At 60.2% G+C, this 17,220-nt stretch carries 13 protein-coding genes; 8 read left to right on the top strand and 5 right to left on the bottom strand.

Annotation, left to right across the window (positions count from 1 at the left end; all coding sequences use genetic code 11):
* Nucleotides 1-98 precede the first annotated feature (98 nt).
* Nucleotides 99-287 (top strand): hypothetical protein, encoded by a 189-nt coding sequence (locus AC1DKY_RS00230; RefSeq protein WP_441601747.1) that lies wholly within the window; start codon nt 99-101, stop codon nt 285-287.
* A 215-nt stretch (nt 288-502) separates the two neighbouring features.
* Here AC1DKY_RS00230 and AC1DKY_RS00225 read toward each other — a convergent pair whose 3' ends face one another.
* The gene (locus tag AC1DKY_RS00225) at nt 503-1,276 is read right to left on the bottom strand and encodes a class I SAM-dependent methyltransferase (protein ID WP_441601746.1); all 774 of its coding nucleotides are present in this window, start codon (nt 1,274-1,276) and stop codon (nt 503-505) included.
* Between the two features lie 278 nt (nt 1,277-1,554).
* Between AC1DKY_RS00225 and AC1DKY_RS00220 the strand changes: the two genes are divergently transcribed.
* Nucleotides 1,555-2,229, top strand: a complete 675-nt coding sequence (locus AC1DKY_RS00220) for a type 1 glutamine amidotransferase domain-containing protein (RefSeq protein ID WP_441601745.1) — start codon at nt 1,555-1,557, stop codon at nt 2,227-2,229.
* Nucleotides 2,230-3,682: 1,453 nt separating this feature from the next.
* Here AC1DKY_RS00220 and AC1DKY_RS00215 read toward each other — a convergent pair.
* Nucleotides 3,683-4,762: an OmpA family protein gene (locus AC1DKY_RS00215; RefSeq protein ID WP_441601744.1), complete on the bottom strand. Its 1,080-nt coding sequence runs from the start codon at nt 4,760-4,762 to the stop codon at nt 3,683-3,685.
* Nucleotides 4,763-6,751: 1,989 nt separating this feature from the next.
* On the opposite strand from AC1DKY_RS00215, the gene AC1DKY_RS00210 reads away from it, so the two are divergent.
* Genes AC1DKY_RS00210 through AC1DKY_RS00200 form a run of 3 tightly spaced genes read left to right on the top strand, consistent with a single transcriptional unit; the run spans nt 6,752 to nt 8,584 of the window.
* Entirely contained in the window at nt 6,752-7,855 is a 1,104-nt protein-coding gene (locus tag AC1DKY_RS00210; RefSeq protein ID WP_441601743.1) for an AI-2E family transporter, read from the top strand.
* Between the two features lie 60 nt (nt 7,856-7,915).
* On the top strand, nt 7,916-8,353 hold the full coding sequence (locus tag AC1DKY_RS00205; RefSeq protein WP_441601742.1) for an ion channel: 438 nt from the start codon (nt 7,916-7,918) through the stop codon (nt 8,351-8,353).
* Between the two features lie 36 nt (nt 8,354-8,389).
* Nucleotides 8,390-8,584 carry a hypothetical protein gene (locus tag AC1DKY_RS00200; RefSeq protein WP_441601741.1) on the top strand — a complete coding sequence of 65 codons (195 nt, stop codon included), beginning with the start codon at nt 8,390-8,392 and terminating at the stop codon, nt 8,582-8,584.
* A gap of 687 nt (nt 8,585-9,271) precedes the next feature.
* Here the strand turns inward: AC1DKY_RS00200 and AC1DKY_RS00195 are convergent.
* A complete protein-coding gene (locus AC1DKY_RS00195) occupies nt 9,272-9,508 on the bottom strand; it encodes a hypothetical protein (RefSeq protein ID WP_441601740.1) in 237 nt (78 codons plus the stop codon).
* Nucleotides 9,509-10,019: 511 nt separating this feature from the next.
* A complete protein-coding gene (locus tag AC1DKY_RS00190; RefSeq protein ID WP_441601739.1) occupies nt 10,020-10,868 on the bottom strand; it encodes a hypothetical protein in 849 nt (282 codons plus the stop codon).
* Nucleotides 10,869-11,811: 943 nt separating this feature from the next.
* On the opposite strand from AC1DKY_RS00190, the gene AC1DKY_RS00185 reads away from it, so the two are divergent.
* From AC1DKY_RS00185 to AC1DKY_RS00175, 3 genes are read left to right on the top strand one after another with little or no spacing between them, the layout of a single operon-like run.
* The gene (locus AC1DKY_RS00185; protein ID WP_441601714.1) at nt 11,812-12,825 is read left to right on the top strand and encodes a two-component system sensor histidine kinase NtrB; all 1,014 of its coding nucleotides are present in this window, start codon (nt 11,812-11,814) and stop codon (nt 12,823-12,825) included.
* Nucleotides 12,818-14,215, top strand: coding sequence for a nitrogen regulation protein NR(I) (gene ntrC / locus AC1DKY_RS00180; protein ID WP_441601713.1), 1,398 nt, complete (start codon nt 12,818-12,820; stop codon nt 14,213-14,215). The genes AC1DKY_RS00185 and ntrC overlap by 8 nt, the downstream gene beginning before the upstream one ends.
* 10 nt (nt 14,216-14,225) lie before the next feature.
* The gene (locus AC1DKY_RS00175; protein WP_441601712.1) at nt 14,226-14,675 is read left to right on the top strand and encodes a GNAT family N-acetyltransferase; all 450 of its coding nucleotides are present in this window, start codon (nt 14,226-14,228) and stop codon (nt 14,673-14,675) included.
* Between the two features lie 48 nt (nt 14,676-14,723).
* Here the strand turns inward: AC1DKY_RS00175 and AC1DKY_RS00170 are convergent, their stop codons facing one another.
* Nucleotides 14,724-17,189: a sensor domain-containing protein gene (locus AC1DKY_RS00170; protein WP_441601711.1), complete on the bottom strand. Its 2,466-nt coding sequence runs from the start codon at nt 17,187-17,189 to the stop codon at nt 14,724-14,726.
* Between the last annotated feature and the right edge of the window lie 31 nt (nt 17,190-17,220).

The raw sequence follows: 17,220 nt of genomic DNA, 5'->3' as shown, positions 1-17,220 counted from the left end.
GGGTTGTGGTGGGGCAGCGCCCCGCCACAACACCTGTCGACCCATCGACAGGGATTCGCGTCCACCGGGGCGCAGCGTCAAAACTCAAGGTGACTATCATGGCTGGCCATTTTCGCTTTACCTCCCGACCCACTCGGCTAGCTAAGCTCATCCAGTCCGTCGGTGATCTGTTCGATCACGTGTTTGGTGAACCCTACAGGCAGCTCTCACCGGTGCTGTCGCAGCGGCAGCAGCTTGCCGCAGCGATGGAAGCGGCGCGCCGGCTCAAACGCGGCGCCGGACGATGATCCTCGGCGCCGTCACGCGATTCGGATATTTCTTCCGACCTTTTCGACGAGGCGCGTATCGACACGCGCCATCGATCGAAGAGCTGCATGTGATGCGCAAGAGCTGGTTGTCGCGAGTCACCGACTTGCGCCGCCGTTGGGTACGCGCCGCCGTGGAAGCGGTCTCGCGCTAGCCCATGGGGCCCTGCCGGAGCACGGATTGGCGTGCTCCCCTTTTAAGTCAGCGGCATCTCAGCCCTGAACAGCGCCACCTTTCCAACCTGCCATACAGTGACCTTGGCGAAATATTCGCTGAGTGCCGACTGCAAACTTGCCAGCGTGTCGTGGCGGTTTCCAAAGATGCCCTTGCGGTTGTAAAGCCCCATGAGGCGGCGCCCCAGCCAGTTGTGGTTGGCCTCATCGCCGAGGATGGTCGCGCCATACAGCTCGCCGCCCGGGGTCAGGTGAGTACCAAGCGTGGAAAACACCTTGCGCGCCTTGTCGGTCATCGTGCCCGGCAGGCAATGCAGGAGATAGAACAGGGAAATCGAATCGAACGTCCTGTCGCCGAGCGCACCGCTGGGCTGCAATACGTCATCGCGCACCAGCGTTGGCTGCAAGTTCGCGATGCGCGACGCTGCAGCCTTCAAGCTGTTGTCATTGAGATCCAGCAAGGTGACTTTCTGCCCGGGCTTGTCCGCGCTATGCGCCAGGTAGTAGCCCGAACCGACGCCCACATCGAGATGGTTGGAGCTCAGGTGTTGCTGGAAAAAAGGCAACAGCACGGCGTCCGTTGGACACTTCCACGCATAGTTGTTCGAGAAGCCCAGGACCCAGCGGTCATAAATCTTCAATACGCGATCTGAGTAGACGGCTGCGCCGTGCTCGGAATCGAGGGGGGCGGAAGGTTTTCTCATAGGTAACAGTGCTTCAGGCGGGGATGGGGAAAGGTGCGAAAGCGTCGATAGGGTACACGGCGACAGCATCGTGTTTTCAGCGCTGAGTCTCATGCACCTGCTGGCGACGTTCTTGCCATCACGTCGATCCATCCATCAGGACGCTTGGGCGTGCGCACGTGGCACGCATGTCAGATCTTGCGATGCAAGGGTTGAGAAGTCCGGTGGCGGAAAACTGATACCAAAGCTTGATAGACCCCTTTGCAAAGCCGGGGCAATCTTCGCGGACAGAGAACCGAACCATCGATCCATCGAGCGTGGTCGCCTGAAGCGGGAGGCATTCCATCGGGCGAGATGACAGGTCCTGGTCGCATCTAACGAGGGGTTACGGCATGAAGATACTGATGGTACTCACCTCACACGACATACTCGGAAACACGGGAAGGAAGACCGGCTTCTGGCTCGAAGAATTTGCGGCGCCGTATTACGTTTTTACCGATGCCGGCGTATCGGTGACGGTCGTATCACCCAAGGGCGGGCAGCCACCCATCGATCCCAAGAGCGATGACCCGAGCAATCAGACTCCTGCGCAGACCCGTTTCAAGGAAGACAAGGTGGCACAGAAGGTCTTGTCCAACACCGCACGCCTCGACTCCGTGTCTTCGAAGGACTTCGACACCGTGTTCTATCCGGGTGGCCACGGTCCCATGTGGGATCTCGCCGAAGATCCGGTCTCGATCAAGTTGATCGAATCGTTTTACGACAGCGGCAAACCCATTGCCTTTGTATGCCACGCTCCCGGCGTGTTGAGGCACGTCAAACACAAGGGCGAGCCACTGGTGAAGGGCAAGCACGTCACTGGCTTCACCAACGGCGAAGAAGAAGAAGTCCAGCTCACCCACGTCGTTCCCTTCCTGGTCGAAGACGAGCTGTTGAAGCTCGGCGCCACTTTCGAGAAGAAGGCCAACTGGGAAGTGTTCGCCGTCACCGACGGTCGCCTCGTCACCGGTCAGAACCCTGCCTCTTCGACGGCCGGCGCGAAGGCACTCATGGCCCTGTTCAAATAGGTTGGCGAGGAGTGGAGCCGACCGCGACGAGCATCGGGCGCTGACAGAAGCGCGCCTGGGCGACCGGCTTCGTGTTCTGAACCGCAAAGTCTGTGCGGTTTTGTGAGCCAAAGTTTGTGCGCATGGGTATCTACTGGCACAAACTTTGGCTCAGATGTGAGCACATAGTCTGTATTTATGTTTAAAATCAAATACGTAGAGTGGCATCGCCTAGGCCGGCGCGAGCCGAAAGGGGACCAAAGTTTGTGCAGCGCGTCCGCGGCCCGCCCGTCCGTCAGTCGTAACTCAAGCCGAGCGCACAACTCGCTTCGGTGGCCTTCCATCCTCCGAGGACCTCGACAAGCAGGCCAGCCGCAGTAACGGCGGCGAGATCCTCTGTCGGGACTATCGGATTTCCCAACCGCTCCGCCGCCCTGTCGGCAAAAAGGCGAAGAGCTCTCTTTGCACTATCGGTTAGCTGGTGAGTAATCATGCGTCAAATCCTCATCCAGACGGTTGAATAGATGGCTGTCACAGCGACGCGGATCTACTTCGGGCGCGTTGTTCGCCGTCCGTCCAACCACGCCACAGCCTCGCGCACCTCTTGCTCGACACGCGGCGGGATTTCAGAGCGCGGAGAACCCGTGTCCGGACAGACTCCCGTTACTTCGCGACTAATGCAGCCGTTACGCATGATGCGTGCGCGCCAGCTCACACCATCTGGGATATCAGTGATGGAAACAAGGCAATCCGCACCATCAAACGTGACTCGGAACTGCGACATGACGACGTCCCCTTTTGCGTGCCAACATTCCACGTCGGCGGAGAGCTTCGCGCGGAGGCGTAGGCCAGTCAAGGCGTCACCGAAGGGCTCACACAAACCTGAGATAGCTGGGGGAATGGCCATCTCTCGAAACGTACAGCCCGCCGGTCGAGGTCTTTGTGGAAGGGTTGCCGACGGAGCAGGATTGCCGGCGAAACGCCGGGATGACTGCATGTCAGTCACCATTGTGTTTTGGCTATAGGGTTGCCTCCCGGACCGAGTGACCAGTGAGGAGTTAGTGGCGTCAGCTCCCGGCTTAGAGGAGACATTCCTGCACCACTGCAGCAAAGTCCGATGCATGGAAGCTTCACGCCGGCTTGGGCATCGTGGGCCATAACGATTAGGCATCGGCGAAGACGTGGGAAGATGGATGCGGTGGCGCATTTGCACCGGTTATCTGCGTGCTGACGGTGCCCAACTCCACCAATGATCGCGGGACCAGTGAACTTATGCGGCATGGTGCGTTTGGGCATGGCCTGGGGCAGATGTTCAAGCAACGAAATCCGCCTGCGCTCCTTTCCAGCGTCGCGGGTGGTCCGGTTCTGGCTGCGACCGAAGTATGGTTCGACGGCCCCGGCTACGAAAAAGCTCGCGCGGATGATCTCCACGCGAGCCTTTCTAATAGAAAGCAAACCGGAGGCTATGCCAGGACTATCCTTCCCCAAGCCCCACGTTCACTTCAACGCGGCGGTTCTTAGCTTGGTTTGCAGGGGTGTCGTTGGGCACGAGTGGGTTGTTGGGCCCGTACCAGAACAGCACCATTCTGCTATCGCCGATGCTGTGCTTTTCCTTCAGGTAGCGCGCGACCATCTCGGCGCGGCCGCGAGACAGGCCCTCGTTGTGATCCCTGGTCCCAACATTGTCGGTATACCCGGCGATCACGACGTATGACTTGGGCCTGTCGTTCATGAACTGCGCCAGCTTATCCAGCTCAGCCTTGTCCTTGGCCGCAAGCTCGGTTTCATTAAAGGCGAAATTGATGTTGTCGACCTTGGCACCGACGATCTTGGTATCGGTGGTCGTGACGACATGTTCGGTAGCCTTCACATCGAACAGTGCTCCGCTCATGAAGTTGGGCTGGTTGAAGAAGCTGGCCAGCGGGATGACCCGCGAGCAGGCGTTGAGGCTGGCGACATCCTGCGTGAGAGTGGCTTCCCTTGACGGCCTAGCGCTGCTTATCACGTAGAAGCAGACGTCGTATTCCTTGGCCAGCCTCCTGGCGGTGTCGGCGGGGTTATCGCCGGTGTAGTCACCATCCCAGAATACAAACACTGCGGTTCTGCCCTTTAATGGCTTGAGGACACCCTCGAGTTTCTTCAGGCCTGTGTTGAGGGGCGTGATGCCACGGCCGCGATCCGGAATTTTGTTCAACGCCGCATCAACCTTCTCGCGGTTGTACAGCTGCACGGGATAAAGCTCCTGCCAGTCGGTATAGATGTAGATGCCCATCTCGTAGCCAAGATCAGGAAGGTAGGCATTCCTGCTCTTGAGCTCGTTTTTCATGACCTGGACCACCGGCTTGTCCGTATCGCCGAAGTCGCTGTTAGTTGATGACGATGTGTCGAGCAAGAAAATCGCGTTGTCGGCAACCTTAACCAGTTGGTTCGTCTTGACCACGTTATTGATGATGTCCTGCTTGGTGATGATTTCGACGGCCCCTAGGGGCCACACCATGACGCTGATTACAAGCCCCATTATCAGGCCATTCCAGATTCTCGATTGGTGCTTCATGTCCGCTCCCAACATGCGGGCCCACGCCCGCTTAGCCCCGAATCTTGAGCGTAAGTTCCTTGTCCTGATGTGAAGCCGGGACCTTGGCGTGCGCGAAAATCTCGATGCGATCCGGTGCGTACGCATTCGAAGCCGCGGCGGTGTCAGCAGAAATACGCAGGCGACGCTAGGTAGATTTCCAAACGTACGCTTCGTTCCTTGAGTGGCGTGTTCGGCCCCTGCACTTACGAAGGCTGCTATACATCAACTCGTATTTCGCGGTGCCGCGCCCACCAATCTGGCGAGGCGAGAGATTCAGAGGGCAAGGTGGCCACGAATTGCTGGAGGCCTCGCACATTGGAATCTTGGATTGCGGACTTCGATCAGGTTGAAATAGGCTCCGGCAAGGCTGAACACCTCGTCGCCGCTCAACAGAGGACAAACACCACGAAGGAGCGCTAGATCATTAGGTAGTCTTAAAACAACTTCTGCGGGACAAACCGGGGCCGCTACTGCTAAGCGCAATCGGCAGCGGATCGAAAGGGCCCCCCGGCACCTTCGTGGTCACCGGTTGAAGTCACGGGCGATAGCGGACCTTCACTGCTTTGGCGAGAGTAAGGGTGCAATGCGACTCTGCACCAAGGCATGGATGAACGCGCTATCGAGGACTTCAACGTGCGAGGCCTCTAGTAGTTCGCCGCCAATTTCCCCCTGAAATTTCCCGTCTCGCCATAGCACTGCGCGCCATACTGCAGAAGTTTTGGTTGTGGTGTACGAGCCTTCGTAGGTGTAGGGGCCGAACACGCCACGTAGAATCGTCATTGGTGACCTCTTCAGACTGAGCTGAGGGATTGATTCTTCGTCAACGGCGTGACCTGTCACGCTATCTCAAACTAACAACCACCCTGATCCTCCGCCGTGGCAAATGACGTGTCTATACGTCAATCAGTCCGTCTTTCGGTGTAGGTGCGCACACGACTTACACTCCCGGCGACCTGTCGTCGCCGCTCGCACGGCGTCCGCGAGCTGCTTAGGTTAACGTGCTATGGGTATCGACGATTGCCGCTTCGGATCCACTGCCGACACTACCGATAGTACAAACCTCCTCCTGGGAAGTCAGCGCAGCTTCCGATCAGTTTCTGGAGTCCCTGGTGCTGACCGATAAATAGACACCGTACTTTTACCCAAGCCAGCGACCACAGATCGTGGTTTGATAATGGGACAGACGATGACGCCCCAAACGCACTTCACCCCAGCGAGAGCGTCGTCCGATGGGGAACGGGCGGTGCAGAGGCGCCGCCCTGTTCTTTAGCCCTCTTGCGACCGAAAGGTTATGTGAGGAGCCGCATGATGGCGTTGGAGCAAACTGGTCAGAATGGCGGACTTGTCAGACAGGCATTAATGTAGGCGGCGCCGGATTTCGCTCGCAATTTCATTGTGGCTAACTACGTATTTACCCTTAAGCAATTGCTGGATATATAGTGTTGTATTGCGCATTCACGCTCGTTGAACGTGAATAGTTCTATTTACGCAGAACGACATCAACGCAAAGATTTATGGCGTGACGGTGCTTGGGGATATTGCGTTTTCGGTCGTTATCTCGAGCGAATCGCGGCGCCTGTCCTTGCCGTTGGGACTCCTTGATCCGGAAAGGCCCACATCATGTTTGGCAGGACCGCCATGACTTCTAACGTCGTGCAACGAGTCGCGCTGGTGGCGATGATGGTGCCGAGCGTCTTCCTCATCCCCAACCACCGCCCAGAAGTCAAGGGTAGCTTCTGATTAGGAAACGCCGGTTGTGCCGGCAGAGGCGGCATTCTTTCTTTGGACCGATACCACATGTCCCTGCTTTCCTGTGGATATGGGCTTGAGGTCGATCCAAAAGAGCAATCCAACTTCATGCTTAAACACGCACGCGAGTGGACAACCTAGCGAGCATGGTCCGAGTTCAGCGTTGAAGTCGCAGTCCCGCAGGGATAGCTAAAACTCCGTCGAAGCAGGTGTCAACTCATGTACCTCAAGTCAATGTACGAGAGGGCCCTGTCCCGCGGGGCGCTCGATGTCTTGATCCGCGCTGGGCTGATCGCTGTGCTCCTGATCTTTTGCTTTGAGATCTTCAGCCCCTTCCTCCATCTCATGCTCTGGTCGCTGATCCTTGCCATCACCCTCTATCCGCTGCAGCGCAGGCTGAGGACTCGACTAGGCAATCGTGATGGCCGCACCGCGACTCTGATCATCTTTGTGGCGATCGTCATCCTGATGGTGCCGGTCTATTTATTAGGGACGTCGATGACCGAGTCGGTCGAAAAGGCGCTTGATGTGGTCAAGGAAGGCAAGGTCCGGGTCCCCTCGCCGTCCGAGTCAGTGGCTAGCTGGCCGCTAATTGGGAAGCGGCTGTATGGCTTTTGGCTACAAGCCGCCACCGACTTGACTGGCTTGGCACAGAAGCTTGCGCCGCAGCTCAAGGAGTTCAGCCTTGGTTTGTTGGGCAAGCTTGCGAATGCCGGCTTGGGCTTTCTGATGTTCATTGCTGCACTGATCATCGCGGGCATACTCATGGCTTACGGTGAAGGCGGACATCGCAGCGCTGTGAAAATAGCCTCACGTATCTTTAGCCCGGGGCGCGGGCCGCAGATCACCCGCTTGTGCACCGCAACCATTCGGGCGGTGGCACAGGGTGTGATCGGCATTGCCTTCATTCAAATGCTGCTGGTCGGCGTTGGCTTTGTGCTCATCGGTCTTCCTGGCGCCGGCCTCCTGGCCCTCGCTGTCCTATTGCTAGGCATCATGCAGCTCCCGGCCACCCTGATCACAGTACCGGCCATCGCTTACGTGTTCGCGACTGAAGGTGCCAGCGTGGGTACCATCATCTTCGCGGTCTATGTGTTCGTCGCCGGCTTGGCCGACAACGTGCTCAAGCCCCTGTTGCTTGGTCGCGGTGTGGATGTGCCGATGCCGGTCGTGCTGATTGGTGCGCTGGGCGGCATGGTCACGGGCGGCATCATCGGCCTGTTTATCGGTCCCGTGGCGCTTGCCGTTGGTTACCAGTTGTTCTGGCAGTGGGTAGAGGATCAGCCGCAGGGTGACGAATCAGAGGTGCCGAAGCAGGTCTGACCCAGCCGGGCATGCCTCGTACCATCGTCTGTCACTGTCGTCACACGGAGGATGTCGCCTGTGTTGCTCAATCTTCTGGTCGGCCTACCGGTAATGTTGATTTGCCTGCTGCTGCAGGCATTCTTCCTCAACATAAGCCTGCGTAAGTATGCCCGGTTCAAGCATGCCCATCGGGATCACCAAGCGGCAAGCGTCAATGTATTGCTGCTTTACACGGTCTTGCTGTTGCTGACGCTTGCCTATTTCACTCAGATGAGCATCTGGGCTGGGCTGTTCATGCTACTTGGCGAATTCGCTGATTTCCCCACTGCGCTGTACCACTCGGGAGTCAACTACGTCACGTTGGGTTATGGCGATATCGTCATGACCAAGGGCTGGCGCCTGCTCGGCCCAATTGAGGCGGCCAACGGCATCCTGATGTTTGGCTTATCCACGGCCGTGATGACCGCTGCGGTGCTCGATATCATTAAGAAAAGCACGGCTGCTTCCGATCCATAGCGGAGCTGAGAAAAGAGGGCTGATGGAGTTGCAAGAATGAGCGAACAAGGGATCATCTTCTTCATCTTTCTCGTGCTGTTCATCGGCATGCTTCAGGGGCTCAAGTCCGGCAGCGTAGTTCTTCTGGTGCACACCTATAGGAGGTCAGAAGACCCCGGGTTTTATTGGGTGGGCATTGCGGTGGCGGGCGCGAGCTCCGTAGCGCTACTCACAGTGTTGATTTTTGGCTAGTTCTGCTTGCGTCGTGTATGCACGCTGTTACTAGTAGGGGATGTGTCTGGTTCCGACCCAGGATGGACCTGCGCGTTATGGCTTTTTGTACGCAATCCAGGATGTGTAGAGGGCGAACCAGGACCTCGCCATAGGGGCACGTACGAGCGCGCGAATGTCAGTCCAACCAACGGATGGAACGAGTGACAGGCCGATAACGTCTGCCTGCAGATCGAGAAATAGACTAACGATCAATCTTCTTGAGGCGCTCCTGCAATATCCGTCCGGCGAGCTCCCGGCGAGCGTCACCATTGACCAAGTCGAAGAGGGCCCCAATCGGCAGCTCGCGCCGTGTTGGAGAATAAAAGGGAGTAGCTCACCTTTTGTCTCGGTGGCGCGAGGTCCGTGGAAACGGGCCCCCATATACAAAATCTGAAGGCGGACGATAGCATCACTGTTACGGGCGAGCGCACTAGCCTTGATTCTGAGAAAGAGGAGCGCACAGCCCTCTCCTTTTTGCCGCAGTGGCTGAAGCGGTTGGAGCTGGGGGCTCACGATGTTCGCGTACGGTGGTTGATAGAACGCGCGGGGATCTGTCCATCATTGTTAGCTGAGCGACCAGACTGTGACATGACGACTTTCCTCTAGTGCGTGACCATCTGCCTTCTCCGGTGAAATTCGCGGGAGAGGAGTAGGCCAGTTAAGATGTCACAGAGCGGCTGCCACGATACTTGCGATGTCTTTTGCCATGCTTACGGCAATGGCTTGGCTGGCCACCAATTCCGTATCGCCGAAACGTATAGGGTCGTCCCAGGGAGAGCGTGGCAGTCTGTAGATGATCCACGCACCTACCCAGCCGTCGCCATCCGGCATCAACATCTGATCGGCATAGATCCGTACCAAGTAATTGCGCACGGTAAATTCCTGGGCCGAGGCGTTGGACATGCGTGAGCGTCCGTCCTGTTGAATGCCAAATGTTTGCGCTGCGCTTCAGGAGCAGCCTGCAACGATGGCGAAGTCAGCTTCACGATGGCCTTGTCCGTTTCAGACGACTCGGTCATATCGGTATCGCCGTAGGGGATTATTCTCTGCGAGGTCTCGCAGGTCTTCCATCAGCTGGTTGCGTTGGGCTTCGAGCCGTCAGCGCTCCTCACCGTTCTCCTTGAGGCAATGGGCGCAGGGGATAGAAATGAAACGCAACGGAGCATGCTGAATAGCCGGTCCAATACTCGCCACAGGCAAGCGTGGTCTTTTGCACTCGCTGGTCATGCCGCCATTTTGAACGGGGCGGTAAGGTCTCCAGTCGATAGGCTAAGAGGCGTCGGTGCATGAAGATGGCTCCTGCATGGCCCTAGATCACGCAGCGCCGCCAACGGCCCGCTCATGCCGGCAGGCCCGGCGCCCATAGCCGCGACATCCAAGGCTCTTTCAGCCATTTGCCGGAATCCCCTAGCGATCAGAAACGCCACGTGTAGCTGAAGCTTGGGCCGCTTAGCTGTACTTTGCGCAGGAATTTCTCATCGGCACTTTCGTGATACTCGACGTCGCGGTAGCTAAGCGCCAGGTCGCCCCAGTGGAAGGCGTAGCCCACGCCGACGTTCAACTGATACGTATTGTCCGAATCGCCCGCGCCTACGTCGACGTAGTAAGGGAAATACCAGCCACTGTTGTCGAAGGGGGTCCAACGACCACGTATGCCGACGATGGCATCGGTCACGTGGGTTTGATTGTCGAGGTGGCCGCTGTTCTGGATGTCCAGCCGATTGCCGTTACCAGTCGCACTGAAATTCCAGTCGAGGTTGCCTTTCAACCACAGATAGCGCCCACCGAACAGCAGATCAGCATAGCCCTGATCACCGTGAGCCAAAGTGTAGAGGCCGGCAAAATTCACCATGCCGCCCTTGATGCCCCAGCGCGTGTCGAGGTTGGCGTTGCCACCGATGCGCTCGTTGCCGATGGATGTGAAACGTCCCTTCTCATCGCTAAACTTCACCCAGTCGATGTCACCGTACATGCCCCAGTCTCCTTTTCGGAGTTCGCCCTCGAGCATGAACGCGCCGCTGAGCGTGCTGAACAGGTCGTTGTCCGATTTGGTACTAACGCTGGGGCCGTTGTTGGGTAGCTGGAAGCGGGTCTCGCCAGACACGCCAGGCAGCCATCCATACGGCGTAATACTGCCGTGCCAGTTCCCGTCCCATGGATCGGGAGTATCGGCGTGTGCCGGCCATGCGAGCAGGGTCGCCGTGATGATTAGCCCGAGTGCGGGAACATGGCGTGCGATGCGGGAAACCAGGGGGCTGATCATAATCCACCTGCGATGGGTGATATTCCCTGACATAGTGAAGCGATTCCTCTGTCACGCCCACTGCATTAATACGTAGGGAGGTCTTAGTAAATCTACGGGACGAGGAGCTACAAATGGCGGCTAAGAGACGTACTGCGGTGATCGTGTTCGTTGTAGTTCTGGTTGCCCCGGCATTGGCTTACTACTTCGCCTGGCGGATGGAGATGCCTCGTTGGTAGCTAACCATGATCGCTTGCGTCGGAGGGCATACAGCTGGCTATCTTCGACGTCGAATATCAAGGCGGCGAGCCAGTGGCGACGTCGAGCTCGATCAAAATATCCGCTCCCGACCCGAAGGTGAACTAAAGACGACGACTAGTACGCCTCGATTCTGCGCCATATTCACAGTCGCTCTCCGTATGTTTTCCATTTAAGCTGCGACGAATGTGGTTATGTGCAGAAAGCGGGCATGAGTGGCAACTAAAATCCTACCGACCACAGTCAACTTTAATATCGCTAAGTTCTGGACCTATCAGTGTCGGAAAAGTGCTTGGACATCATCAGGAATCTGGCCTGCAGCCGCACAAACGCATCCGTGATGTCGGGATCAAAGTCGATAGATCGCCTACCCACAATGAACGCCACAACCTGGTCATGCGGCATGGGGGCTCCCAGTTGGAGCGCTGGATCGACGTCAGCAGCAACGAGCACAAGACGACGGGCACGGAGCGCCACTAATGGGGATCCTCGACAACATCAACCAGCTCTTCGGCGACGACCTTAACCCACTGATTCACTGACCTTTCGAGCAAGAATTCGAACGGCATAGTTTGTTCCAGGGCCAAACGCCAAAGTTTGTACAACCCGTACAAACGATGCGATTGGGAACATTCGACAACCCCATAGATCGGCCCCCGCCCCATGCGGCGTTGCACCAAGCCGGCGCATTGTCCATGATGGTGCAATGAACGATACAGCAGCGCGAGGGTGGGCGGAGCCGTTGGCGACCGGGATGGCGCTGGCGGACGAGCGGCTGCGCCTGTTGTGGGTGAATCCGGCCTTGGCGGAATTGCTCGATATCGGTCCGCGCAGTGCCGTGGGGCAGTCGCTGGTGGTGTTGTTGCATCGACCGGAGTGGATGGCGCTGGCCGAGCGCGCCCTGCAGGAGCCATCGCCGCACCAATTGCGTGGCATCGACATACCGTCGGCGCGCGGCGAGATGGCGCGGGTCGATGTGTCGATGCAGCGGCTTGCCAGTGGCGAGCTGTTGCTCGAAGTGCATGCGCTGGCGCCGCCGGCTCCCTCGGGCACGCCGCTTTCGGCTACGTTGCGCGGGTTCGCCCATGAGGTGAAGAATCCCCTGGCCGGTTTGCGCGGTGCGGCGCAGTTGCTGCAGCGGCGCGTCGAGGACGACCAGCTGCGCAGCCTTGCCGGCCTGGTGATTGCCGAAGCCGATCGGCTGGCCGCCCTGGCCAATCGCCTGTTGCACCATGACGGCGCCGCAGCGCAATTGGGTGACGTCAACATCCACGTGCAACTGGAGCGACTCGGCGACCTGCTGATGGCCGAACCCGCGCCACCGACCGTACGCCACGACTACGACCCGAGCCTGCCTGACATCTACGGCGACGCCGACCGTCTGCTGCAGCTGCTGCTCAACCTGGCGCGCAACGCCGTCGAAGCAGGCGCGAAAACCCTGGTGTTCCGCACCCGTGCCGAACCATCGGTACGGCTGGGCGAACGCATGGCGCGCATGGCGCTGCGCGTGGACGTGGTCGATGACGGCCCGGGCGTACCCGAACATCTGCGCGATACCTTGTTCGAACCGCTGGTATCCGGTCGCGCCGATGGCAGTGGACTGGGACTGGCGCTGGCGCGGGAGATTGCGCGCGAGCACGGTGGCGAGCTGCGCCATGTGGATCGCGCAGGCGAAACCACGTTCTCCCTTTATCTGCCCATGGGGCACGCGCATGACTGAATCAGCCCACGAGATCTGGATTGCCGACGATGATCGCGGCGTGCGCTTCGTGCTCGCCGAAGCGCTGCGCGACGCCGGCCTCGACGTGCGCGAGTTCGGCGACGCCGAGGCGGTACGCGACGCACTGCGCTCCTCGTCGCCCGCCTTGTTGCTCACTGACGTACGCATGCCGGGCGAGGGTGGACTTGCCCTCATCGCCGCGCTGAAGGCACAAGGCCTGGGCCCGGTGATCGTGATGAGCGCTTTTACCGATGTGGCGACCACGGCGGCGGCTTATCGCGCCGGCGCGGTGGACTATCTCGCCAAGCCGTTCGATCTCGATCAGGCGGTGGCCGCCGTGCAGCGCGCGCTGGCCGATCTGCCGACTGCGACGACGACGCCTGAAGCGGCCCCTGCGCCAACCCACGCCTTGCTGGGCGATAGCCCGGCCATGCGCGAAGTGTTTCGCCTGATCGGTCGCGTGGCGGCAAGCGATCTCAACGTGCTGATCACCGGCGAAACCGGTACCGGCAAGGAGCTGGTGGCGCGTGCCCTGCATGACGAAAGCGCGCGCCGCGGCAAACCCTTCGTGGCGCTCAACACGGCGGCGATTCCCAGCGAACTGCTGGAAAGCGAATTGTTCGGCCACGAGGCGGGTGCCTTCACCGGGGCCACGCGCCGCCATGCCGGACGCTTCGAACAGGCCGAAGGCGGCACGCTGTTTCTCGATGAGATCGGCGATATGCCGCTGGCCTTGCAGACGCGCCTGCTGCGCGTGCTGGCGGGCGGCGAGTTCTATCGCGTGGGCGGTCGTGAACTGATCCGCGGCAATGTGCGCATCATCGCCGCCACCCACCAGGACCTGGATGCGCGCGTCGCCGCCGGCCAGTTCCGTGCCGATCTCAAGCATCGCCTCGATGTGGTGCGCATCGAACTGCCGCCGCTGCGCCAGCGACGCTCGGATATCCCGCTGCTGGCACGGCACTTCCTTGCCAGTGCCGCGCAGGAACTGCATCTCGCGCCCAAGCGGTTTTCCAAGGCGGCACTCAAGGTCGTGGGGCAGCGCGACTTCTCGGGCAATGTGCGCGAGCTGGAAAACCTGTGCCGTCGACTGGCGGTGATTGCGCCGGGCAACGAGATTCTTCCCGCGGACCTGGGCGCGGGTGCCGCGAACAGTCCGGCTGGCGGCTGGACCGACGCCTTGCGCGAATGGGTGACGCAGGCCCTGGCCGATGGCGAGCTCGACATCCACACACGTGCCCGGGCAGCGCTCGACCAGACCCTGCTGCAAGTCGCGCTCGAAGCGCACGAAGGCCATCGCCAGCATGCGGCCGCCGCGCTGGGCGTTGGCCGCAACACCTTGACCCGCAAGCTCGGCGCGTCACGAACGCGCGGGCCTGCCAAGCCTTGAGAGATCCCGCATGAGCATCGAGATACGCATCGCCCACCGCGACGATATTGCGCATATTGCGCAATGGAACACCGCCATGGCGTGGGAAACCGAGCAGAAGTCACTGGCGCCCGAGGTGATCGAGCGTGGCGTGACGGCGGTGTTCGACGAACCGCGACGCGGCTTCTATCTGGTGGCCGAACGTGCGGGCGAGCCGGTGGGATGCCTGCTGGTGACCTACGAATGGAGCGACTGGCGTGCGGGAGACTTCTGGTGGATCCAGAGCGTCTACGTGGTGGAGTCGGCGCGTCGGGAAGGCGTGTTTCGCAGCCTGTACGACGATGCGAAGCAGCGCGCGGGTCAGGCTGGAGCCGTTGGCTTGCGTTTGTATGTGGAGACGGAGAATGAGCGGGCGCAGCGCACGTATGCTGGGCTCGGCATGGAGCGGTGTCATTACTTCATGTACGAAGCGGAATTCTGAGGCGTTGGTCGCGCACAGGGTGCGCTCCTACAAGGGGCGCGGTATGGCTCAGGCGGGCAGCAGCTGCTGACTGAACTGTTCGGGCGGTATCGCGGTGCCGAACAGGAAGCCCTGCAGCAGTGAGCAGCCGGCGCGGCGAAGGTGTTCCGCTTGCGCCGCAGTCTCCACGCCTTCGGCCACCACGCTCATGTCCAGGCCGCGAGCCATGGTGATGATGGCGTCGGTGATGGCAGCGTTGTCCGCATCGGTGGCGATATCGCGCACGAAGGTGCGGTCGATCTTCAGCGCGTCGATCGGGAAATACTTCAGGTAGGACAGGCTGCAATAGCCGGTGCCGAAATCGTCCAGCGCGAGGCTGACGCCCAGGTCCTTGATGCCTTGCATCAGCGCCCGGCTCTGGTCGCCCGCGGACATCACCATGCGCTCGGTGAGTTCCAGCTCGATCAGCGATGGCGGCAGCTGCGCTTCTTCCAGCGCACTCTTGAGCGTGGCATGGAAACCCGGGTGCTGGAACTGCGGCGCAGCCACGTTCACCGCCACCACGATGGGCCTGCCGGCGCGATACCACGCACCGGCCTGTCGACAAGCCTGGCGGATGACCCACTCGCCGATGGGTACGATCAGGCCGCTTTCTTCGGCCACCGGAATGAACTGGTCCGGCATGTAGACGTCGCGGCCTTCCACCTGCCAGCGCAAAAGCGCTTCGGCGCCGACGATGACGCCGGTGCGCGCATCGACCTTGGGCTGGTAGTGCAGATGCAGGTCGCCACGTTTGAGCGCCTTGCGCAGATCCTGCTCGATGCGCAGGCGCGCCGCCGGCAGTTCGCTCATCTGCGAGGTGAAGAAGCGGTAGTCGTTGCGACCCTTCATCTTCACTTCGTACATGGCGATGTCGGCGTTGCGCAGCATCGCTTCGGCATCGAGGGCATCGTCGGGATAAACGCTGATGCCCACGCTATAGGTGATGTTGAACTCGCCCATCTTGCTGGCCGGCGAGGCCTGCCACAGCCGCATCAGTTTCTCGCACAGCTGGCTGGCACCCGAACGCCCGTCAACGTGCGAAAGCAGCACCACGAATTCGTCGCCGCCGATGCGGCTGACGGTGTCTTCGTTGCGCAGGTGATGGCGAAGGTGTGCCGCAAACTCACGCAGCAGATCGTCGCCGGCGCTGTGGCCCAACGCGTCGTTGATCAGCTTGAAGTGATCGATGTCGATGTGCAGCAGCGCGGCTTCGTCGTGACGGCGCACCGCGGCGGCCAGCACCTGCTCCAGGCGCGACTGCAGCAGGCTGCGGTTGGGCAGGCCGGTGAGCGTGTCGTGCTGCGCCAGGTGCGCCATCTTCAGCGCCAGCGCGCGCGTCTCGCTCACGTCGTGGAACACCAGCACGCCGCCGATGACGCTGCCGGCATGGTCGTGGATCGATGCGGCGGAATCTTCGATCGGCGTTTCGAAACCGTTGCGATGCAGCAGCACCGCATTGCCTTTCAGTTCCACGATGGCATCGCGCGTGATGGCATCGAGCAGCGGGCTGTGCAACGGTTCGCGCGTGCGGCTGTCGATCAGGCGGAACACCTCGCTCATCGGCTTGCCGACCGCTTCGGCCTGGCTCCATCCGGTCATCGCCTCGGCGATCGGGTTGAGCGAGGTCACGCAATGCCGCAGATCCGTGGTGATCACCGCGTCCCCGATCGAGCGCAAGGTCACTTCGGCCAGCTCGCGTTCGCGGAACAGGGCTTCCTCATAAGACTTGCGCTGGCTGATGTCGAGGATTTGCGCGACGGCGTGATACGGCTCGCCATTGATTGCACGCACCAGCGAAACGCTGAGCAGCACGTACACCACATGACCATCGCGGTGGATGTAGCGCTTCTCCAATTGATACGTCTCGCGCCGGCCCTCCCGTAGTGAGCGCGACAGCTCGCGCGAGGCGGGCAGGTCGTCGACGTGGGTGAGATCGGGCAGGGCGCGCGTCAGCAGTTCCTGTTCGCTATAGCCCAGCATGTCGCACAGTGCTGCGTTGACGCGGAGCATCTGGCCTTCGGTGGTGACCAGCGCCATGCCGATCGGCGCATGCTGGAACGCGCCGAAGAAACGCTGCTCGCTTTCGCGCAGCTGCAATTCCAGCGCATGGCGCGCGGTGATGTCGGTAAACACGGTGAACACGCCGCGCACCTGGCCGTCGTCATCCACGTCCGGCTGGAAATTGCCGTGCACATAGCAGCGCGCGGCGCCGGCAAACAGTTCGCCTTCGTAGACGGCGGGCTCGCCGGCCAGGGCTTGCTCAAGGCAGGCGCCGGCGCGTTCCAGATTCCACATGCCGATGACTTCGTCGACCGTGCGACCCATCATGCGTGCGGGGTCGATGCCCAGCCAGGTGCGATGGGTGGCGTTGACGAAGCGAAAACGCCGGTCGCGATCCACATAGGTGATCAAGGCGGGCGCGCCGTCCAGCACGTGGGCGGGCCAATGCGCCTCGCCTCCTGCTGGGACGAACTCGTGATCGGTTTCGCGCATCTTCGGTTCGGCCCGCTGGCGCACCCCCCGC

The sequence above is a fragment of the Dyella sp. 01N448 genome (genome assembly GCF_056399225.1).
This window is presented reverse-complemented; position numbering and strand designations above follow the sequence as displayed.

Excerpts from the sequence above, each read along its gene's own strand:
- AC1DKY_RS00230 (WP_441601747.1), top strand. The coding sequence starts at position 99 with ATGGCTGGCCATTTTCGCTTTACCTCCCGACCCACTCGGCTAGCTAAG.
- AC1DKY_RS00225 (WP_441601746.1), bottom strand. The coding sequence starts at position 1,276 with ATGAGACTCAGCGCTGAAAACACGATGCTGTCGCCGTGTACCCTATCG.
- AC1DKY_RS00220 (WP_441601745.1), top strand. The coding sequence starts at position 1,555 with ATGAAGATACTGATGGTACTCACCTCACACGACATACTCGGAAACACG.
- AC1DKY_RS00215 (WP_441601744.1), bottom strand. The coding sequence starts at position 4,762 with ATGAAGCACCAATCGAGAATCTGGAATGGCCTGATAATGGGGCTTGTA.
- AC1DKY_RS00210 (WP_441601743.1), top strand. The coding sequence starts at position 6,752 with ATGTACCTCAAGTCAATGTACGAGAGGGCCCTGTCCCGCGGGGCGCTC.
- AC1DKY_RS00200 (WP_441601741.1), top strand. The coding sequence starts at position 8,390 with ATGAGCGAACAAGGGATCATCTTCTTCATCTTTCTCGTGCTGTTCATC.
- AC1DKY_RS00195 (WP_441601740.1), bottom strand. The coding sequence starts at position 9,508 with ATGTCCAACGCCTCGGCCCAGGAATTTACCGTGCGCAATTACTTGGTA.
- AC1DKY_RS00190 (WP_441601739.1), bottom strand. The coding sequence starts at position 10,868 with ATGATCAGCCCCCTGGTTTCCCGCATCGCACGCCATGTTCCCGCACTC.
- AC1DKY_RS00185 (WP_441601714.1), top strand. The coding sequence starts at position 11,812 with ATGAACGATACAGCAGCGCGAGGGTGGGCGGAGCCGTTGGCGACCGGG.
- ntrC (WP_441601713.1), top strand. The coding sequence starts at position 12,818 with ATGACTGAATCAGCCCACGAGATCTGGATTGCCGACGATGATCGCGGC.
- AC1DKY_RS00175 (WP_441601712.1), top strand. The coding sequence starts at position 14,226 with ATGAGCATCGAGATACGCATCGCCCACCGCGACGATATTGCGCATATT.
- AC1DKY_RS00170 (WP_441601711.1), bottom strand. The coding sequence starts at position 17,189 with ATGCGCGAAACCGATCACGAGTTCGTCCCAGCAGGAGGCGAGGCGCAT.